Source organism: Caballeronia sp. KNU42 (assembly GCF_053760385.1).
Window position 1 is genome coordinate 2,443,881 of record NZ_CM132388.1, and the last position, 18,112, is coordinate 2,461,992.

General features: G+C 57.1%; 11 protein-coding genes, 3 tRNA genes and 3 rRNA genes. 6 read left to right on the plus strand and 11 right to left on the minus strand.

The window, feature by feature from the left end:
- Window positions 1-36: 36 nt before the first annotated feature.
- The gene (locus ACSOSP_RS10905) at window positions 37-633 is read right to left on the minus strand and encodes a nitroreductase family protein (protein ID WP_455306450.1); all 597 of its coding nucleotides are present in this window, start codon (window positions 631-633) and stop codon (window positions 37-39) included.
- Between the two features lie 140 nt (window positions 634-773).
- Window positions 774-2,057 (minus strand): MFS transporter, encoded by a 1,284-nt coding sequence (locus ACSOSP_RS10910; RefSeq protein ID WP_455306452.1) that lies wholly within the window; start codon window positions 2,055-2,057, stop codon window positions 774-776.
- A 118-nt stretch (window positions 2,058-2,175) separates the two neighbouring features.
- Between ACSOSP_RS10910 and ACSOSP_RS10915 the strand changes: the two genes are divergently transcribed.
- Together ACSOSP_RS10915 and ACSOSP_RS10920 are read left to right on the plus strand one after the other, a co-directional pair.
- Complete coding sequence (locus tag ACSOSP_RS10915; RefSeq protein WP_455306454.1) at window positions 2,176-2,826, plus strand: TetR/AcrR family transcriptional regulator; 651 nt, start codon at window positions 2,176-2,178, stop codon at window positions 2,824-2,826.
- Entirely contained in the window at window positions 2,823-3,377 is a 555-nt protein-coding gene (locus ACSOSP_RS10920) for a DUF1415 domain-containing protein (RefSeq protein WP_455306456.1), read from the plus strand. The genes ACSOSP_RS10915 and ACSOSP_RS10920 overlap by 4 nt, the downstream gene beginning before the upstream one ends.
- Here the strand turns inward: ACSOSP_RS10920 and ACSOSP_RS10925 are convergent.
- The gene (locus ACSOSP_RS10925) at window positions 3,367-4,299 is read right to left on the minus strand and encodes a class I SAM-dependent methyltransferase (RefSeq protein ID WP_455306458.1); all 933 of its coding nucleotides are present in this window, start codon (window positions 4,297-4,299) and stop codon (window positions 3,367-3,369) included. The two genes, ACSOSP_RS10920 and ACSOSP_RS10925, sit on opposite strands and share 11 nt — an antisense overlap.
- Before the next feature lie 414 nt (window positions 4,300-4,713).
- On the opposite strand from ACSOSP_RS10925, the gene ACSOSP_RS10930 reads away from it, so the two are divergent.
- Window positions 4,714-5,034, plus strand: coding sequence for a DNA-binding protein (locus ACSOSP_RS10930; RefSeq protein ID WP_455306460.1), 321 nt, complete (start codon window positions 4,714-4,716; stop codon window positions 5,032-5,034).
- 66 nt (window positions 5,035-5,100) lie between these two features.
- On the opposite strand, the gene ACSOSP_RS10935 is transcribed toward ACSOSP_RS10930, so the two are convergent.
- Window positions 5,101-5,793 (minus strand): FadR/GntR family transcriptional regulator, encoded by a 693-nt coding sequence (locus tag ACSOSP_RS10935; protein ID WP_455310925.1) that lies wholly within the window; start codon window positions 5,791-5,793, stop codon window positions 5,101-5,103.
- A gap of 208 nt (window positions 5,794-6,001) precedes the next feature.
- On the opposite strand from ACSOSP_RS10935, the gene ACSOSP_RS10940 reads away from it, so the two are divergent.
- Genes ACSOSP_RS10940 through ACSOSP_RS10950 form a run of 3 tightly spaced genes read left to right on the plus strand, consistent with a single transcriptional unit; the run spans window position 6,002 to window position 9,713 of the window.
- Window positions 6,002-7,024, plus strand: coding sequence for a zinc-binding alcohol dehydrogenase family protein (locus ACSOSP_RS10940; protein WP_455306462.1), 1,023 nt, complete (start codon window positions 6,002-6,004; stop codon window positions 7,022-7,024).
- A gap of 16 nt (window positions 7,025-7,040) precedes the next feature.
- On the plus strand, window positions 7,041-8,159 hold the full coding sequence (locus ACSOSP_RS10945; protein WP_455306464.1) for a mannitol dehydrogenase family protein: 1,119 nt from the start codon (window positions 7,041-7,043) through the stop codon (window positions 8,157-8,159).
- Between the two features lie 12 nt (window positions 8,160-8,171).
- The gene (locus ACSOSP_RS10950; RefSeq protein WP_455306466.1) at window positions 8,172-9,713 is read left to right on the plus strand and encodes a UxaA family hydrolase; all 1,542 of its coding nucleotides are present in this window, start codon (window positions 8,172-8,174) and stop codon (window positions 9,711-9,713) included.
- Between the two features lie 147 nt (window positions 9,714-9,860).
- Here the strand turns inward: ACSOSP_RS10950 and ACSOSP_RS10955 are convergent, their stop codons facing one another.
- The 7 genes from ACSOSP_RS10955 to ACSOSP_RS10985 form a co-directional block, all read right to left on the minus strand.
- Window positions 9,861-11,474, minus strand: a complete 1,614-nt coding sequence (locus tag ACSOSP_RS10955) for an NAD(P)/FAD-dependent oxidoreductase (RefSeq protein WP_455306468.1) — start codon at window positions 11,472-11,474, stop codon at window positions 9,861-9,863.
- 189 nt (window positions 11,475-11,663) lie between these two features.
- Window positions 11,664-11,776 (minus strand): 5S ribosomal RNA (gene rrf / locus ACSOSP_RS10960).
- A 232-nt stretch (window positions 11,777-12,008) separates the two neighbouring features.
- Window positions 12,009-14,889 (minus strand): 23S ribosomal RNA (locus ACSOSP_RS10965).
- A gap of 323 nt (window positions 14,890-15,212) precedes the next feature.
- A tRNA-Ala gene (locus ACSOSP_RS10970) sits at window positions 15,213-15,288 on the minus strand.
- Window positions 15,289-15,366: 78 nt separating this feature from the next.
- Window positions 15,367-15,443, minus strand: a tRNA-Ile gene (locus ACSOSP_RS10975).
- A gap of 70 nt (window positions 15,444-15,513) precedes the next feature.
- Window positions 15,514-17,046: ribosomal RNA gene (locus ACSOSP_RS10980) — 16S ribosomal RNA — on the minus strand.
- The 16S, 23S and 5S rRNA genes sit together here with 2 tRNA genes alongside, the layout of an rRNA operon.
- A 972-nt stretch (window positions 17,047-18,018) precedes the next feature.
- Window positions 18,019-18,094 (minus strand) — tRNA-Thr (locus tag ACSOSP_RS10985).
- Window positions 18,095-18,112 lie beyond the last annotated feature (18 nt).

An 18,112-nucleotide genomic window follows, 5' to 3' on the forward strand; every position in this document is an offset into this window, starting at 1 on the left:
TCAGGTCAAGGATTTTCTCGCAGACAGTCAAAACCCTTACTTAAACGCCTTGCCCCAAGCGCCATCGAACGCAATTTCACCGATCGCCGAGCGCGAGCGCGGTGCGTTTTCGCGTTCCAGCAGAGTTCCGTTGAGCGAAGCCGGATCGCCATGATGTCCGAGCGAGATCATCGCGATCACCTCGACATCGTCCGGCAACGAGAACGCCTCACGGAACGCGTTCGTGTCGAAACCAGCCATTTGATGGGCCAACAGACCGAGCGCATGCGCCTGAAGCACCAGCGACATCGCCGCGGCGCCCGTATCGTACAGAGCCAGGCGGTTCACTTCGCCCTTAGGCGTCACAGTCGACGCCAGCGCACAAATCAGCACGGGCACGTTGGCATTCCAGCCTTGGTTGAACGGCACCAGCGTAGCGAAAGCCTTCTGGAAAGCGGCTTCGTCATGGTTCCGATCAAAGGTCAGGAAACGCCACGGCTGCAGGTTCGACGCAGACGGCGCCCAACGTGCGGCTTCCAGCACGCTATGCAATTGCTCGCGGCTCACCGCCTTGTTCGATATCGCCCGCGGGCTCCAGCGGCCGGCCAGCAGCGCATCGATTTCGATTTCAGTAGGTGCGATTTTTTTGGTCATGCAGCAGTCCCTGGTTGGTTGATCCGGACAGCGTGCATCCACAGGCACGCTGCAAGACCATAAGAATAACCAAGGCTGCAAACCCTCGCTGCGGTAACACGTTCGCTGCTTGGCCGGCACGCCGGCGAGCGGGTGTTCTGTCAGGTCGCCACGGCCTGCATGGCACGCGGCGCCTTGTTGATCCGCAGGACCATTACCGCGGCGAGAATACACAGGCTCCCGGAAATCATCGTCGCGACGGTGTAGGTGCCGAGACTCGCGCGCAGCATGCCCCCGCCAAGCGCCGCGAACGCGGCTCCGAACTGATGCGCCGCCACGACCCAGCCAAAGACGATGGGCGCCGACTCCTTGCCATAGACGTCTGTAGCGAGCCGGACGGTCGGCGGCACGGTCGCCACCCAATCCAGCCCGTAGAAAACCGCGAAGACCGGCAAGCCATAGAAATCGATACCAAACGCGTGCGGCAGGAACATCAGCGACAACCCGCGCAAGCCGTAGTACCAGAACAGCAGCACGCGCGCGTTGAAGCGGTCGGACAGCCAACCGGACAGCGTCGTGCCAAAGAGATCGAAAATACCCATGGCAGCAAGAAGACCCGCGCCCTGCACTTCGGTCATGCCGTGATCGGCGCACATGGCGATCAGATGCGTACCGATATAACCATTCGTGCTCGCGCCGCAGATAAAAAAACTGCCCGCCAGCAACCAGAAATCGCGCGTCTTGCTCGCCATGCCCAGCGTGCCGAACGCGAGCGCGATCGGATTCTTCTGTGCAACGGGAATGGGCTGCGGCGAGTCGGGCGCTTCGCCAAACGGACGCAGCACGAGATCGGCGGGACGCTCGGGCAGCAGCCACGCTACCAAGGGCAACACGACAGCCGCAGCCGCCGCGACCACCAGCACCATGGGACGCCAGCCGAAGCGCTCGGTGATCGCCGCGAGCATGGGCAGGAACACTAGCTGACCGGTGGCCGAACTGGCTGTAAGAATCCCCATCGCCAATCCGCGATGCGACGTGAACCAGCGATTCACCACCGTCGCCGCCAGCGTGATGGCGGCCACGCCGGTGGCTCCGCCGACCAGCACGCCCCACACCAGGATCATCTGCCACGGTGCGCTCATCAGCGTCGACAACCCCACGCCTGTCGCCAGCGCCCCCAGCGCGACAAGCAGCGTGGGACGCACGCCGAAACGCTGCATCGCGGCCGCAGCGAACGGGCCAGTCAGGCCATATAGCGCCAAATTGATGGAGATCGCGAGCGAGATGGTCGCGCGGCTCCAGCCGAACTCCTGTTCAAGCGGCAACATCATGACGCTGGGCGTCGCACGCGTGCCGGCCGCCGCGAGCAATACAAGAAACACAACGCCTACCGATAACCACGCGTAATGCACGCGGCCCGAAAGCCGCCTGGCTGCCCAATTCATCCTTCGCTCCGATTTCTTCTGATTATCTTTCGACGAACGTTACCGCTCAGTCACATTTAGGTTGCGAGCTTAGTGACTGCTCGGTAACATGTCAAGAATCCCTTCGAAAATTAAGGACATGGCCGTGGTACGCGTATCGAATGAAGACCCCGTTGCCGATAAAAAACCCGTCCGCCGGCACATGGACGGCGCCACCGCGCAGGAGCAACTGCTCGACGCCGCGGAACAGCTGTTTTATCGCGATGGGATTCGGGCGATCAGCGTGGACGCGGTCGTCGAACGCGCGGGCGTGAACAAGATGAGCGTGTACCGGCAGTTTTCGTCGAAGGACGATCTGGTGGTGGCGTATCTCACGCGCATGGACGCGCGCTTCCGGGAGCGGATCGAACGCAGTATCGCGAAACATCCGGATCAACCGGCGAAGGCGCTCGTGCAGAGCATGACTGATCTTGTCGAACGGGCGTCGAACCCGGATTATCGCGGCTGTCCGTTCGTGAATGTGGCCTGCGAATTCGCGGATCGGGAACATCCGGCGCGGGTATCGGTGGCGAACAACAAGCAGTATCTGATCAGCCGGTTGCTGGAATTGTCGACCGCGGCGGGCGCGGCCGATCCTCAACTTCTCGCCGATTCCCTCGTGTTGCTGGTCGAGGGCGTATATGCCGCGAGCCAGACCTTCGGCCCAGGCTGCGGACCGATGCGTACGGCGCCCGCCACGGCCGCGCTGCTCGTGAAAGCGGCGTGCGGTGAAGACAGGATTGAACTGTGAACGAAGAGATTATCAATTCAACGCGACACTGGCTTACGCGCGCCGTCATTGGCCTGAACCTGTGCCCGTTCGCCAAAGCCGTGTATGTGAAGGACCAGATCCGCTACGCCGTCAGCGAAGCGCGCACGTTTGAAGACGTGCTCGCGGATATCGAAACCGAACTGAAACACCTGGCCGATACCGATCCGGAACAAACCGACACCACGCTGCTGATCGTCCCGCACGCACTCGCTGATTTCGCCGACTACAACGACGCTCTGCATTTCGCCGATACCCTGCTGAAACAGTTGAAGCTGGAAGGTGAACTACAAATAGCGAGCTTTCATCCGAACTATCAATTTGATGACGCCGATCCCGACGACATCGAAAATTTCACGAACCGCGCGCCGTACCCGATCTTCCATTTGTTGCGCGAGGCGAGCATTGAACGGGCGGCAGAAGCGTTCCCCGACGCCGCCGATATCTACGAGCGCAACATGGCCACGCTGCGCCGTCTCGGCCACGCCGGCTGGATCGATCACATGAAGCGTGACGCCGGGGTCAAGCCGTAAAGAAGCGCTCGCGCATCTCTTCCAGACCGAGCGTTTCCAGCACATCGGACAAACGCTGCGCGGGTTTCCCACGCGGCAAGTCCTTGAACTGCGCGATGATCAACTCGTTTTTCATCGAGTGCTCCCAGCCGACGAGCTCCGTCACGCTGACCTGATACCCGTGCGATTCCAGTTGCATGCAACGCAGCACATTCGTGATCTGGCTGCCGAATTCGCGCGTGTGCAGCGGATGCCGCCACATTTCCGTCAGCACATTCTTCGACAACGAATGCCCTTTGTTCTTGCGTAGAACCGACGCCACTTCGGCCTGGCAACACGGCACCACCACAATGGTTTTCGCTTTCTTCTGCAAAGCGAAATGAATCGCGTCGTCGGTGGCGGTATTGCACGCATGCAATGCCGTGACGACATCAACGGTGTCCGGCAAACGGTCTGACGTAGTCGATTCAGCCACCGACAGATTCAGGAACGACATGCCCTCGAATCCCAACCGCGCGGCCAATTCCTCGGATTTTTCAACCAGCTCCGATCGTGTCTCAATACCAAAGATATGTGACCGATCGCGCAGAGCTTTGAAGTAGAGATCGTAGAGAATGAACCCAAGGTAAGACTTGCCCGCTCCATGATCGACCAGCGTCACCGAACCCTCTTTTGCATGGATTTCCGCAAGCAAGGGCTCGATGAACTGAAACAGGTGATAGACCTGTTTCAACTTTCGGCGGCTGTCTTGATTCATCTTGCCGTCGCGCGTCAAGATGTGCAGTTCCTTCAGGAGTTCGAGGGACTGGCCGGGACGGATGTCGTGCTTGGCCGAGGTTTCAGGCGTTTTATCGGACGAATCCGTTGATGCAATGGGCGCGTTCGGCGCCCGGGACTTCTTGGCCATCGTCTGGATACCGTAGTGATTCTGTAGGCGGGTCATGCGGAATTTTTCGGCGCGAAGTGTGCGCTAACCGCTGGTTCTATCGACTGTAAATGGGCAAGTTTACCCAAAAGCGCATAGACGCTCCCGCATGACGCAGCATCGGGAACTGTCAGAGGGTTCGGGTCTCCTCGATGCAGCACTGAGGAACACGGGTTTCAGATGGAATATTTCGTGCACCGAGGACGGGAAAATCAACGGGATGGACGCAAATTACGGCGGCAGTAGGCCGCGGCCTTTATAGCAGGACGCCTTGGTAGCAAAGCCCAAGCGCGACGAATTGATGACCTCGGCGGCACGTGAGGTTATGGCGGGTGAAGCGCACCAGCCGACGTCGACGCAAGGTCTGTTACGCAATACCTAACGAACACGGCGTTTTCCCGCGGGGAATACGCAAACAAAATGAGGACGGCGATGGACCCAATCCGAGACAGTAAAGCCGAACAGCAATTTCAGGAAATGCTTGCAAAGCTCACGTCAATGCCTGAGTGGAGCGAAAAACAGCAACTTGAACTCGAAATGGCTAGAGAGATTTCCGGCGAAATGTTGCGGCTCGCGGAAGTCATGCGCGATGGCAGCACCGACATGGAAACGTGCCTGACCATGCTCAAGTACGCGAAAGTGATGGATTTCGTGTTGACCACCCTCGCCTCGCGGCGCGAGATTGCACCGCAGACGCTGCGCGTGATCTTCAAGCTCGCCGGGCTGAAAGTGGACGAGGCTTATCCCGGTTGAACGCTGCTTGTACGCTCTTCGACAGACCAGTCCGGATTGATCGCGGGCTGGCCTGAAGATCCCTGTTCAATGCTTGCGGCGCGTCATCAGCCGCTCGTACGACGCCTTCAAATGGCGCTGCATGGAAGCCTGGGCCTGAATGGCATCGCGCGCTTCGAGCGCGTCCAGTATGTCTTTGTGCTCGCTCAACGCGGCCGCCCACGTTTCATCCCCCTCAAAATGCACCCGCAGTTTGGATGACAGCGGGCTATGCCGTTCGTCGAAAAGACTCGTTACCGTGCGCACCAGCACATCGTTTCCTGACATCTGAGCAACGGCCAAGTGAAACGCGCGATCCGCCGCCAGCGGAATTTGCCCGTTCGCCACTTCCCGCGCCATGCTTTCGTAGATCTCGCGCAACGCCTTGAGCGCCTTCGGCTTGCCGAACGCAGCCACATTCGCCGCGATAGCCCCCTCGATCACCATTCGCGCAGTCATGATTTCCAGCAGGCTGTCGCCGAATTCCGCTTCGGGCGGGAGATTCGGACGTGATCCGGCCGCGGACGGTGCGCAGATATAAACGCCCGATCCCATCCGGATTTCGACACGCCCCTCCAACTCCAGTGCGACCAGCGCCTCTCTCACCGACGGCCGCGATACCCCGAGCATCAGCGCCAACTCACGCTCCGACGGCAAGCGGCTGTTCGGCGCGAAGCCTTGTTCTTCGATCAACGCGCGCAGTTTGTCGGCGATCTGAAGGTAGAGACGACGCGTCTCCATGGGTTTTACGGCCACAAAGGCTCCTTGGTTAGGCAGGATGGTTGCATTGGCAGCACGTTTGCCGAAATGCTCGCGGGAGCCTAAATTCTATACAACGATGTCGCCAGTGGTCAGGCCAAACCCCTACCAGAGGCAAATTGGCTTGACCAGTTGCGTTTTAGGAAACTAACATGCGTTCTGGTAAGGCCAAAAAATCAATCCTATCCCCATGAAAACTGTCATCTGCGAACAACCCGGCTCGCTCGTTCTGATTGATCGCCCGTCACCCGAACCCGGTGTCGACGATGTCCTGATCCGCATCAAGCGTGTTGGAGTGTGCGGTACGGACCTGCATATCTACACCGGGAATCAGCCGTATCTATCGTATCCGCGGGTGATGGGGCACGAGTTGTCGGGAATCGTGGAATCGGCGCCGGCCGGCGCACGCGTTGCGAAAGGCGATCAGGTGTACGTGATGCCCTATCTTGCGTGTGGGAAATGTATCGCGTGCAGGGCCAGGAAGCCGAATTGCTGCATGAATATTCGCGTCCTGGGCGTGCATACCGACGGCGGCCTGGTCGAGCAACTCGCCGTGCCGCAGGAATTTGTGTTCAAAGCCGATGGCGTGACCCTCGATCAAGCCGCGATGATCGAATTTCTGGCGATCGGCGCGCACGCTGTCGCGCGAGCCGATGTGCAACCGAAGCAGCGAGCGCTGGTGGTGGGCGCCGGGCCGATCGGAATGGCGGCGGCGATCTTCGCCAAACTGCGCGGCGCGGCAGTAACGGTGCTGGACGGCCGCGAGGACCGGTTGCGGTTCTGTGAAACGCTGCTGGACGTGGACCATGTCGTACGTCTGGATACGACCGGCGCCGCAGCGGATGCAAAACAGCTCGCGGAACTCACCGGCAATGAGTTTTTCGATATCGTCTTCGACGCCACCGGCAACGTGAAAGCAATGGAACGCGGCTTGGAGTTCGTCGCACATGGCGGAAAATATGTGCTGATATCGATTGTTGCCGACCGGATCTCGTTCGCCGATCCTGAGTTTCACAAGCGCGAGACCACGCTGCTTGCAAGCCGCAACGCTACGCCGGACGACTTTGAAACCGTGCTTTCCGCGATGCGCGCGGGTCTCATTCCTACGGCGGCGCTCAATACGCACACACTCAAGTTAAGCGATTTGCCGAGCGAATTTGCCAAGCTGCTCGACCCGTCTGCGGGCGTGATCAAGGCACTGGTCGAGTGCTGACACGCCCATATCGACGATGAGCAATCCGATTCTCCAGTTCGGCACGAGCCGCTTTCTCCAGGCGCATGTTGATTTCTTCGTCGCCGAGGCCGCGCGACATGACCCGTCGAAAGCGCTTGGACGGATTACCGTCGTGCAAAGCACATCGAATGCGCAAAGCCGTGCGCGAATCGACGCATTGCGCGCCTCGAGCGCGTACCCGGTGCGCATCCGTGGCCGGCGAGGCGATGCGACCATCGATGTCACCGTTCAATGCGACGCGATCACCGAAGCCCTCAACGCCACCGATGACTGGTCAACGCTACGTGAGCGCGTGCGGCGCGACGTCAAGGTGATCGTGTCGAACACGGGTGACACGGGCTACACCTGCTTTGATGACGACCTTGCTCGAAGCCTTGAGGAAGACTCCGTCCCGCGCAGTTTTCCCGCCAAGTTGGCGGTCTTGCTGCATGACCGGTTTCGCGCGGATGCCGAACCGATAACCCTGCTCCCCTGCGAACTGGTATCGCGTAATGGCGACACATTGCGCGACCTGGTCATCGGCATGGCGAAGGCGTGGCAAGCAGACGACGCTTTCATCCGCTATCTGCAGCGCGATTGCATATGGGTGAACTCTCTGGTCGACCGTATTGTCTCCGAGCCGATTCATCCTGTTGGCGCCATCGCCGAGCCTTACGCGTTGTGGGCAATCGAGCGTCAAGCCGGCATGGTCCTGCCGTGTGAACACGAGGACATCGTGCTCACCGACAACCTCGCCCGCTACGAGCGCCTCAAACTTCTGCTGCTCAACCTCGGCCATACGATGCTCGCCGAACTCTGGCTCGCCGACCAGGCCCCCGCCGACACCAACGTCCGCGACGCCATGCGCAACGAAACCTGGCGTGCGACACTGGAATCGACATGGCGTGACGAAGTGCTGCCCGTCTTCGATGCTTTAGGAGAGCAAGACGCCGCGCGCGCGTATCTCGTCGATGTCCGCGACCGCTTCGAGAATCCGTTTCTGGATCATCGGCTCTCCGACATCGCGCATAACCACGCAGAGAAAAAACAACGCCGCTTTAAACCGGCTGTCGAGCTGGCGCATCAACTCGGCTTGAATATTGAACAGCGACGGCTTGTCTCGGCGCTATCCTGAGGAATACTTGCCATGCCTATCGATCACACCGTTATCCGCCTTCATCCCAACGACGACGTCGTGATCGCGACGCGCCAACTGATGTCGGGCGCGCGCATTACCTCCGAAGTCGAGCCGCTTGTGGTGAGCGGGCTCATTCCGCCGGGCCACAAGATCGCCACGCGCGACATCGCCAAAGGTGAACCCGTGCGGCGCTACAATCAGATTATCGGCGTGGCGCTGGATGCCATCTCGCGCGGTCAGCACGTTCATGTCCACAACCTTGGCATGGCGAATTTCGAGCGCGAACATGAGTTCGGCGTCGATATACGTGAAACCCATTTCGCCGATAAACCCGCCACATTCATGGGTATTCGTCGCGACGATGGTCGCGTGGCGACGCGCAATTACATCGGCATCCTGACGAGCGTGAATTGCTCGGCGACGGTGGCGCGTGCCATCGCCGATTACTTTCGCCACGATGTTCGTCCTGAAGCGCTCGCCGATTATCCGAACGTGGATGGCGTGATCGCATTGACGCATGGACTGGGCTGCGGCATCGACTCTCTCGGCGACGGCATCGCAATCCTGCGTCGCACCCTCGCGGGTTACGCGGTCCATCCGAATTTTCATTCGGTGCTGTTTATCGGTTTGGGCTGCGAGACGAATCAGATTTCGGGCATCCTCGGTTCGGCTGGCTTGAAAGATAACGGCGCGAAACTGCGCAGCTTCACGATCCAGGACAGCGGCGGCACGCGCAAGACGATCGAACGCGGCATCGCGATGGTGAAAGAACTGCTCGCCGATGCCAACCGCGTCAAACGCGAACCCGTGCCGGCGTCGCACCTGGTGGTTGGATTGCAATGCGGAGGCTCGGATGGTTATTCGGGGATCTCGGCGAATCCCGCGCTAGGTGCCGCTGTCGACCGTTTGGTTCAGCATGGCGGTACAGCGATTCTCTCCGAGACACCCGAGGTCTACGGCGCGGAGCATCTGCTGACGCGACGCGCAGTAAGCCGGGAAGTCGGCGAAAAACTACTGACACGTATCAAGTGGTGGGAAGACTATTGCGCGCGAAACGGTGCGGCGATGGACAACAATCCATCGGCCGGAAACAAGGTCGGCGGCCTCACGACGATTCTCGAAAAGTCGCTGGGCGCGGTGGCGAAAGGTGGCACGACGAAACTCGTGGAAGTCTATGAGTACGCTCAACCTATCGACGCGAAGGGGTTTGTGTTCATGGACTCGCCTGGGTACGACCCTGTCTCGGCGACAGGCCAGGTTGCGTCCGGTGCGAATTTGATCTGCTTCACGACCGGGCGCGGCTCGGCTTACGGCTGTGCGCCCTCGCCCTCGTTGAAGCTTGCCACGAACACAGCGCTGTGGGAGCGGCAGGAAGAAGACATAGATATCAACTGCGGAGGGGTTATCGATGGAACCGCATCAATCGATCAGCTCGGAGAAGCGATTTTCCAGATGATGCTGGACTGCGCGTCGGGAGTGGCGTCGAAGAGCGAAGCGCACGGTTACGGGCAGAACGAGTTCGTGCCGTGGCAGGTGGGGGTGATTACTTGAAGCGGTGAAGCGGTAATTGTTTAGTTGGTTGGCAGCGGCAGTTCTGTTTGGCAGCGGCATCTCAGCTTTTGACACCTCGGCTGCCGATCGCGAGCGAAAAACTGCCGCCTTCGTTGGCCGCGTACTCGTTGCGGCCGACGACACGTCCTAACTCGCCATCATCTTCAACGCCAGCGCTTCGGCCACTTCGATCCCATCGATGGCGGCCGAATAAATACCGCCAGCGTATCCCGCGCCTTCCCCCGCGGGGTAAAGCCCGTCGACGTTCACGCTCTGATAATCGTCTTTCCGGCGAACTCGTATTGGCGACGATGTACGCGTCTCGACGCCCGTCAGCACAGCGTCGTGCATGGCGAAACCGGGTATCTTCTTGTCGATCTGCGGCAATGCTTCACGAATCGCCTCGACCACATACTCCGGCAATGCGCTGGTCAGGTCGGTCATACGAACGCCCGGTTTGTACGACGGTTCGACCGTCCCAAGCGCGGTAGACGGTCGTCTCGCGATAAAGTCACCGACCAACTGCGCCGGTGCGCAGTAGTCACTGCCGCCAAGTTCGAACGCCCGCTCTTCCCACTGCCTTTGAAACGCAATTCCTGCTAGCGGGCCACCGGGGAAATCGTCCGGCGTAATTCCGACGACAATACCCGCGTTGGCATTACGCTCGTTGCGCGAATATTGGCTCATCCCGTTCGTGACGACGCGTCCCGGTTCAGACGTCGCCGCCACTACCGTTCCGCCCGGGCACATGCAAAAGCTATAGACCGCGCGACCGTTGCTGCAGTGATGGACGACTTTGTAATCGGCCGCGCCGAGCAGCTTATGTCCCGCGAATTTGCCGAACCGGCTCCGATCAATCAGCCCTTGAGGATGTTCGATCCGGAATCCGAGTGAAAACGGTTTTGCTTCCATGTAGACGCCGCGATCGTGCAGCATCTCAAAAGTATCTCGCGCGCTGTGTCCCACCGACAGCACGACATGATCGCAGCGCAGCGTTTCACCGTTGGAAAGCGTAAGACTACGCACTTTGCCGGCTTCAATCTCAATATCTTCGACGCGCGCTTCGAAGCGTACTTCGCCGCCGAGTTGATGAATCGTCGCGCGCATTTTCTCGACCATCCCTACCAGTCGAAACGTACCGATGTGCGGCCGGCTCAGATACAGAATGTCTTCGGGCGCACCGGCGAGCACGAACTCTTCGAGCACCTTGCGGCCGTAGTGCTTCGGGTCCTTGATCTGGCTGTAAAGCTTGCCATCTGAAAACGTCCCGGCGCCACCCTCGCCAAACTGCACGTTCGACTCGGGATTCAGCACGTTTTTCCGCCACAGGCCCCAGGTGTCTTTGGTCCGTTCGCGAACAGCCTTGCCCCGTTCCAGGATGATGGGACGAAATCCCATCTGCGCGAGGATCAAGCCGGCGAATAATCCGCACGGGCCCATGCCAATCACGACCGGCCTCGGCGATGTCATTTGCGCCGGCGCCTTCGCGACGAACTTGTACGCCATGTCCGGCGTCACAGTGCAATGCGGTTGGTCGTCCAGATAACGAAGCGCGGAAGCTTCGTCCTTCACATCGACATCAACGATGTACGTAAGTTTGATGTCGGAGCGCTTACGCGCGTCGTGCGCGCGACGAAATACCGTATAGCGGATCAGGCCATCGGCGGGGACATGGATAAGCGCGAGACGTGAGCGAATCGCCGACTCGAGTTCGTTTTCCGAATGCTCAAGCGGCAGCTTGATTTCGCTTAGACGTAGCATGGGGACCTGTTTTGCAAAAGCCGTGAAGACATCCGGCTAAAGCACTATTTTAGCGTGTTGACGAAAGCGCAAGCCGGAGTGTTGGGTGTTTGGCGCGAGTGGTCTGAAAGGTGTGGCCCGAAACGCAAAAACCCCACCTTTGCGGGGTGGGGTTTTTGTTTAGCTGCGGTGGCTTGCAGCGCATAAGGAGCCTGACGATTACCTACTTTCACACGGGTATCCGCACTATCATTGGCGTGGAGTCGTTTCACGGTCCTGTTCGGGATGGGAAGGGGTGGTACCAACTCGCTATGGTCATCAGGCATGAGGGGGTGTTGTAGCGCTTGAGGGCGCTACAACCAATCTGGGGAAGAAGTAGTCGAGAGTGTCTCTCGTTATTACTGGTGTTGCTTTGGGTTGTGTTTGTTACTAGGCACAACATGATCTCAACCTTGGCGTGTGTGAGCCTTTCGCTCATCAAGACCCCGCGCTTCGCGCGGGATGGGGCATCCATAAGTGCTAAAGCACTAACGGCTGCCGACACACACTGGTTATAGGATCAAGCCTTACGGGCAATTAGTATCAGTTAGCTTAATGCATTACTGCACTTCCACACCTGACCTATCAACGTCCTGGTCTAGAACGACCCTTCAAGGAGCTCGAAGCTCCAGGGATATCTCATCTCAAGGCGAGTTTCCCGCTTAGATGCTTTCAGCGGTTATCTCTTCCGAACATAGCTACCCGGCGATGCCACTGGCGTGACAACCGGTACACCAGAGGTTCGTCCACTCCGGTCCTCTCGTACTAGGAGCAGCCCCCTTCAAATATCCAACGCCCACGGCAGATAGGGACCAAACTGTCTCACGACGTTTTAAACCCAGCTCACGTACCTCTTTAAATGGCGAACAGCCATACCCTTGGGACCGGCTACAGCCCCAGGATGAGATGAGCCGACATCGAGGTGCCAAACACCGCCGTCGATATGAACTCTTGGGCGGTATCAGCCTGTTATCCCCAGAGTACCTTTTATCCGTTGAGCGATGGCCCTTCCATACAGAACCACCGGATCACTATGACCTGCTTTCGCACCTGCTCGACTTGTCGGTCTCGCAGTTAAGCACGCTTATGCCATTGCACTATCAGCACGATTTCCGACCGTACCTAGCGTACCTTCGTACTCCTCCGTTACACTTTGGGAGGAGACCGCCCCAGTCAAACTGCCTACCATGCACTGTCCCCGATCCGGATCACGGACCAAGGTTAGAACCTCAAACAAACCAGGGTGGTATTTCAAGGACGGCTCCACCGAAACTAGCGTTCCGGTTTCATAGCCTCCCACCTATCCTACACAGATCGGTTCAAAGTCCAATGCAAAGCTACAGTAAAGGTTCATGGGGTCTTTCCGTCTAGCCGCGGGGAGATTGCATCATCACAAACACTTCAACTTCGCTGAGTCTCGGGAGGAGACAGTGTGGCCATCGTTACGCCATTCGTGCAGGTCGGAACTTACCCGACAAGGAATTTCGCTACCTTAGGACCGTTATAGTTACGGCCGCCGTTTACCGGGACTTCAATCAAGAGCTTGCACCCCATCATTTAATCTTCCGGCACCGGGCAGGCGTCACACCCTATACGTCCACTTTCGTGTTTGCAGAGTGCTGTGTTTTTATTAAACAGTCGCAGCCACCAGTTTATTGCAACCCCTTCACCCTTTGCGCGCAGGCGCATCAAGCTACAGGGGCGTACCTTATCCCGAAGTTACGGTACCAATTTGCCGAGTTCCTTCTCCCGAGTTCTCTCAAGCGCCTTAGAATACTCATCTCGCCCACCTGTGTCGGTTTGCGGTACGGTCTTGTTAAACTGAAGCTTAGAGGCTTTTCTTGGAACCACTTCCGATTGCTTCTTCGCCTAAGCGAATGGCCTCACACCCTTGAATTCCGCGCCCGGATTTGCCTAAGCGCCTTCTCCAATGCAAGGACCGGGACTTCCAACACCCGGACAACCTTCCGCGATCCGTCCCCCCATCGCATTTAACAATGGTGCAGGAATATTAACCTGCTTCCCATCAGCTACGCATTTCTGCCTCGCCTTAGGGGCCGACTCACCCTACGCCGATGAACGTTGCGTAGGAAACCTTGGGCTTACGGCGAGGGGGCTTTTCACCCCCTTTATCGCTACTCATGTCAGCATTCGCACTTCCGATACCTCCAGCACACTTTTCAATGCACCTTCACAGGCTTACGGAACGCTCTCCTACCATGCGAGATAAATCTCGCATCCGCAGCTTCGGTATATTGCTTAGCCCCGTTACATCTTCCGCGCAGGACGACTCGATCAGTGAGCTATTACGCTTTCTTTAAAGGGTGGCTGCTTCTAAGCCAACCTCCTGACTGTTTTAGCCTTCCCACTTCGTTTCCCACTTAGCAATATTTGGGGACCTTAGCTGGCGGTCTGGGTTGTTTCCCTCTTGACACCGGACGTTAGCACCCGATGTCTGTCTCCCGTGATTGCACTCTTCGGTATTCGGAGTTTGCTATGGCGTAGTAATCCGCAATGGACCCCACAACCATGACAGTGCTCTACCCCCGAAGGTGATACACGAGGCACTACCTAAATAGTTTTCGGAGAGAACCAGCTATTTCCAAGTTTGTTTAGCCTTTCACCCCTATCCACAGCTCATCCCCTAATTTTTCAACATTAGTGGGTTCGGTCCTCCAGTACGTGTTACCGCACCTTCAACCTGGCCATGGATAGATCACTTGGTTTCGGGTCTACGCCCAGCAACTGAACGCCCTATTCGGACTCGCTTTCGCTACGCCTGCCTTAATCAGTTAAGCTTGCTACTGAACGTAAGTCGCTGACCCATTATACAAAAGGTACGCCGTCACCCCTTGCGAGGCTCCGACTGTTTGTATGCATGCGGTTTCAGGATCTATTTCACTCCCCTCCCGGGGTTCTTTTCGCCTTTCCCTCACGGTACTGGTTCACTATCGGTCGATCACGAGTATTTAGCCTTGGAGGATGGTCCCCCCATCTTCAGACAGGATTTCACGTGTCCCGCCCTACTTGTCGTACACCTAGTTCCACACATCCGCTTTCGCCTACAGGGCTATCACCTGCTATGGCCACACTTTCCAGAGTGTTCGGCTAACGGTCGTGCTAAAGAGTACAGGCTGATCCCATTTCGCTCGCCACTACTTTGGGAATCTCGGTTGATTTCTTTTCCTGCGGTTACTTAGATGTTTCAGTTCACCGCGTTCGCTTCACGTAACCTATGTATTCAGTTACGGATGACCCAGAAGGGCCGGGTTTCCCCATTCGGACATCGACGGATCAAAGCTCGTTTGCCAGCTCCCCGTCGCTTTTCGCAGGCTACCGCGTCCTTCATCGCCTGTGATCGCCAAGGCATCCACCACATGCACTTGTTCGCTTGACCCTATAACGAGTGTGTCTCTCCAAACACCACCCAGGTTGCCCCGGACCGTGTTTTTCTTCACCCCGCTATAGGTTGAGTATTCGTGTTGCGCCGTATTCCAAAGCGATCTTTCGATCACCTTTTCATACATTGATACAATCACAACCCTGATCAATCTACTCACACCCATCTCTAAGTGCTTTCACATTGACCTTTACTACTTCTTCCAGATTGTTAAAGAACGACAGCATCATTTAAAGCGCCATGCCTTAAATGATTTACTGACTGGCTCAATCGCCAATGCGTAATCACTCTCTTTACAAAGAATGCTATGCATTGATGATTGGTGGAGGATGACGGGATCGAACCGACGACCCCCTGCTTGCAAAGCAGGTGCTCTCCCAGCTGAGCTAATCCCCCAGTACCTTGATGCTGAAGGGTCCGTAATTCCTCTTTTATGACGCTTAACGCATTCGTTAATCATCACTCAAGGAATCATGGTGGGTCTGGTTGGATTCGAACCAACGACCCCCGCCTTATCAAGACGGTGCTCTAACCAACTGAGCTACAGACCCTTAGCCTGTCTTCTTACAGCCGATAAGCGTGAGCGCTTTAGCACTTCACTTTAATACGTTTGAGCTCGAGAAAGGAGGTGATCCAGCCGCACCTTCCGATACGGCTACCTTGTTACGACTTCACCCCAGTCATGAATCCTACCGTGGTGACCGTCCTCCTTGCGGTTAGACTAGCCACTTCTGGTAAAACCCACTCCCATGGTGTGACGGGCGGTGTGTACAAGACCCGGGAACGTATTCACCGCGGCATGCTGATCCGCGATTACTAGCGATTCCAGCTTCACGTAGTCGAGTTGCAGACTACGATCCGGACTACGATCGGTTTTCTGGGATTAGCTCCCCCTCACGGGTTGGCAGCCCTCTGTTCCGACCATTGTATGACGTGTGAAGCCCTACCCATAAGGGCCATGAGGACTTGACGTCATCCCCACCTTCCTCCGGTTTGTCACCGGCAGTCTCCTTAGAGTGCTCTTGCGTAGCAACTAAGGACAAGGGTTGCGCTCGTTGCGGGACTTAACCCAACATCTCACGACACGAGCTGACGACAGCCATGCAGCACCTGTGTATCGGTTCTCTTTCGAGCACCCCCACCTTTCAGCAGGGTTCCGACCATGTCAAGGGTAGGTAAGGTTTTTCGCGTTGCATCGAATTAATCCACATCATCCACCGCTTGTGCGGGTCCCCGTCAATTCCTTTGAGTTTTAATCTTGCGACCGTACTCCCCAGGCGGTCAACTTCACGCGTTAGCTACGTTACTAAGTCAATGAAGACCCAACAACTAGTTGACATCGTTTAGGGCGTGGACTACCAGGGTATCTAATCCTGTTTGCTCCCCACGCTTTCGTGCATGAGCGTCAGTATTGGCCCAGGGGGCTGCCTTCGCCATCGGTATTCCTCCACATCTCTACGCATTTCACTGCTACACGTGGAATTCTACCCCCCTCTGCCATACTCTAGCTCGCCAGTCACAAATGCAGTTCCCAGGTTAAGCCCGGGGATTTCACATCTGTCTTAACGAACCGCCTGCGCACGCTTTACGCCCAGTAATTCCGATTAACGCTCGCACCCTACGTATTACCGCGGCTGCTGGCACGTAGTTAGCCGGTGCTTATTCTTCCGGTACCGTCATCCCCCCACTGTATTAGAGCGAAGGTTTTCTTTCCGGACAAAAGTGCTTTACAACCCGAAGGCCTTCTTCACACACGCGGCATTGCTGGATCAGGGTTTCCCCCATTGTCCAAAATTCCCCACTGCTGCCTCCCGTAGGAGTCTGGGCCGTGTCTCAGTCCCAGTGTGGCTGGTCGTCCTCTCAGACCAGCTACAGATCGTCGCCTTGGTAGGCCTTTACCCCACCAACTAGCTAATCTGCCATCGGCCGCCCCTATAGCGCGAGGTCCCGAAGGATCCCCCGCTTTCTTCCGTAGATCGTATGCGGTATTAATCCGGCTTTCGCCGGGCTATCCCCCACTACAGGACACGTTCCGATGTATTACTCACCCGTTCGCCACTCGCCACCAGGGTTGCCCCCGTGCTGCCGTTCGACTTGCATGTGTAAGGCATGCCGCCAGCGTTCAATCTGAGCCAGGATCAAACTCTTCAGTTCAATGCCTGTTACTGTTTTCTATTCTTGCGAATAGGTCGCTCACTCAACGTACTGACAAGTTCCTCCCATCTTTCCTTTGACAGAAAGACGCTCAAAACCTACCTTAATACTAGTGTGAGACTTGATACTTTCGCTTCACGGCAGCATCTGCCGAGTTACCCCGGAAAACACCACCACGCTTTAAAGCCAAGCACCAAGCGCCCACACTTATCGGCTGTTAGTTTTTAAAGAACATTCGCTACCCACCGCACGATTCCCAACCCTCAGAACCCTGCCGCTTTCGCGTCGCTGCATCTGCAGCACAGAAACGAGATTATGTCCTGCGTTTCGCTTTTCGTCAACAGGTTTTTTACCGCTTCGTGACAAACATCATCTCGACCACCTGGACTTTCCAATTCCGCCAGAGCGCCGTCCTGCTTGGCTTTCCGTCTACCGAAATCGAACAGCTAACGCCTTACTTCCCGCTTCTCTTCGCCTCATCCAGAAGCGAAGAGGCCGAATTCTAGTGCCCCCTCAGACGTTGCGCAAGGGGTTTGTGAAAAGATTATTAAGAGCACGTGAAGAAACGTCGATTGATCTGGCGAAATGCGGGGAAGGATCGGACGTGCGTTCGATCATCCGTCGACAGGAGCGCCCGCCGGGACGCGCAGATCGAAGCGGAAGCCGCTCACAAACGTGCAATTCGCGAGCGACAGTCCCGAAGCATTTCTCAGTCCCCGGGAACACGCAGTTTTCCGAAGTCCACGGCAGCGATGTGTAAAAAATTGGCTCATCGACGCCGTCTTGAAAATCCATCCGCCCATTGGGCGACGTGATCCTTCGACAAGGCCACCGACGCAAAACCCTCGTCGGAAGCAGCTCCAACCACGTTTTTCAACGCCACGAGTTTGGCGTTCGCCAAAAACAAAAACCCCGCGAACCGTTACCGGGCGCGGGGTTTAATACATCTTGGTACTTCGTGAAAAGCCAAACTGGTGCCGGCTGCAGGACTCGAACCCGCCACCTTCTGATTACAAATCAACTGCTCTACCTGATGAGCTAAGCCGGCGAAGTCAGCGATTTTACT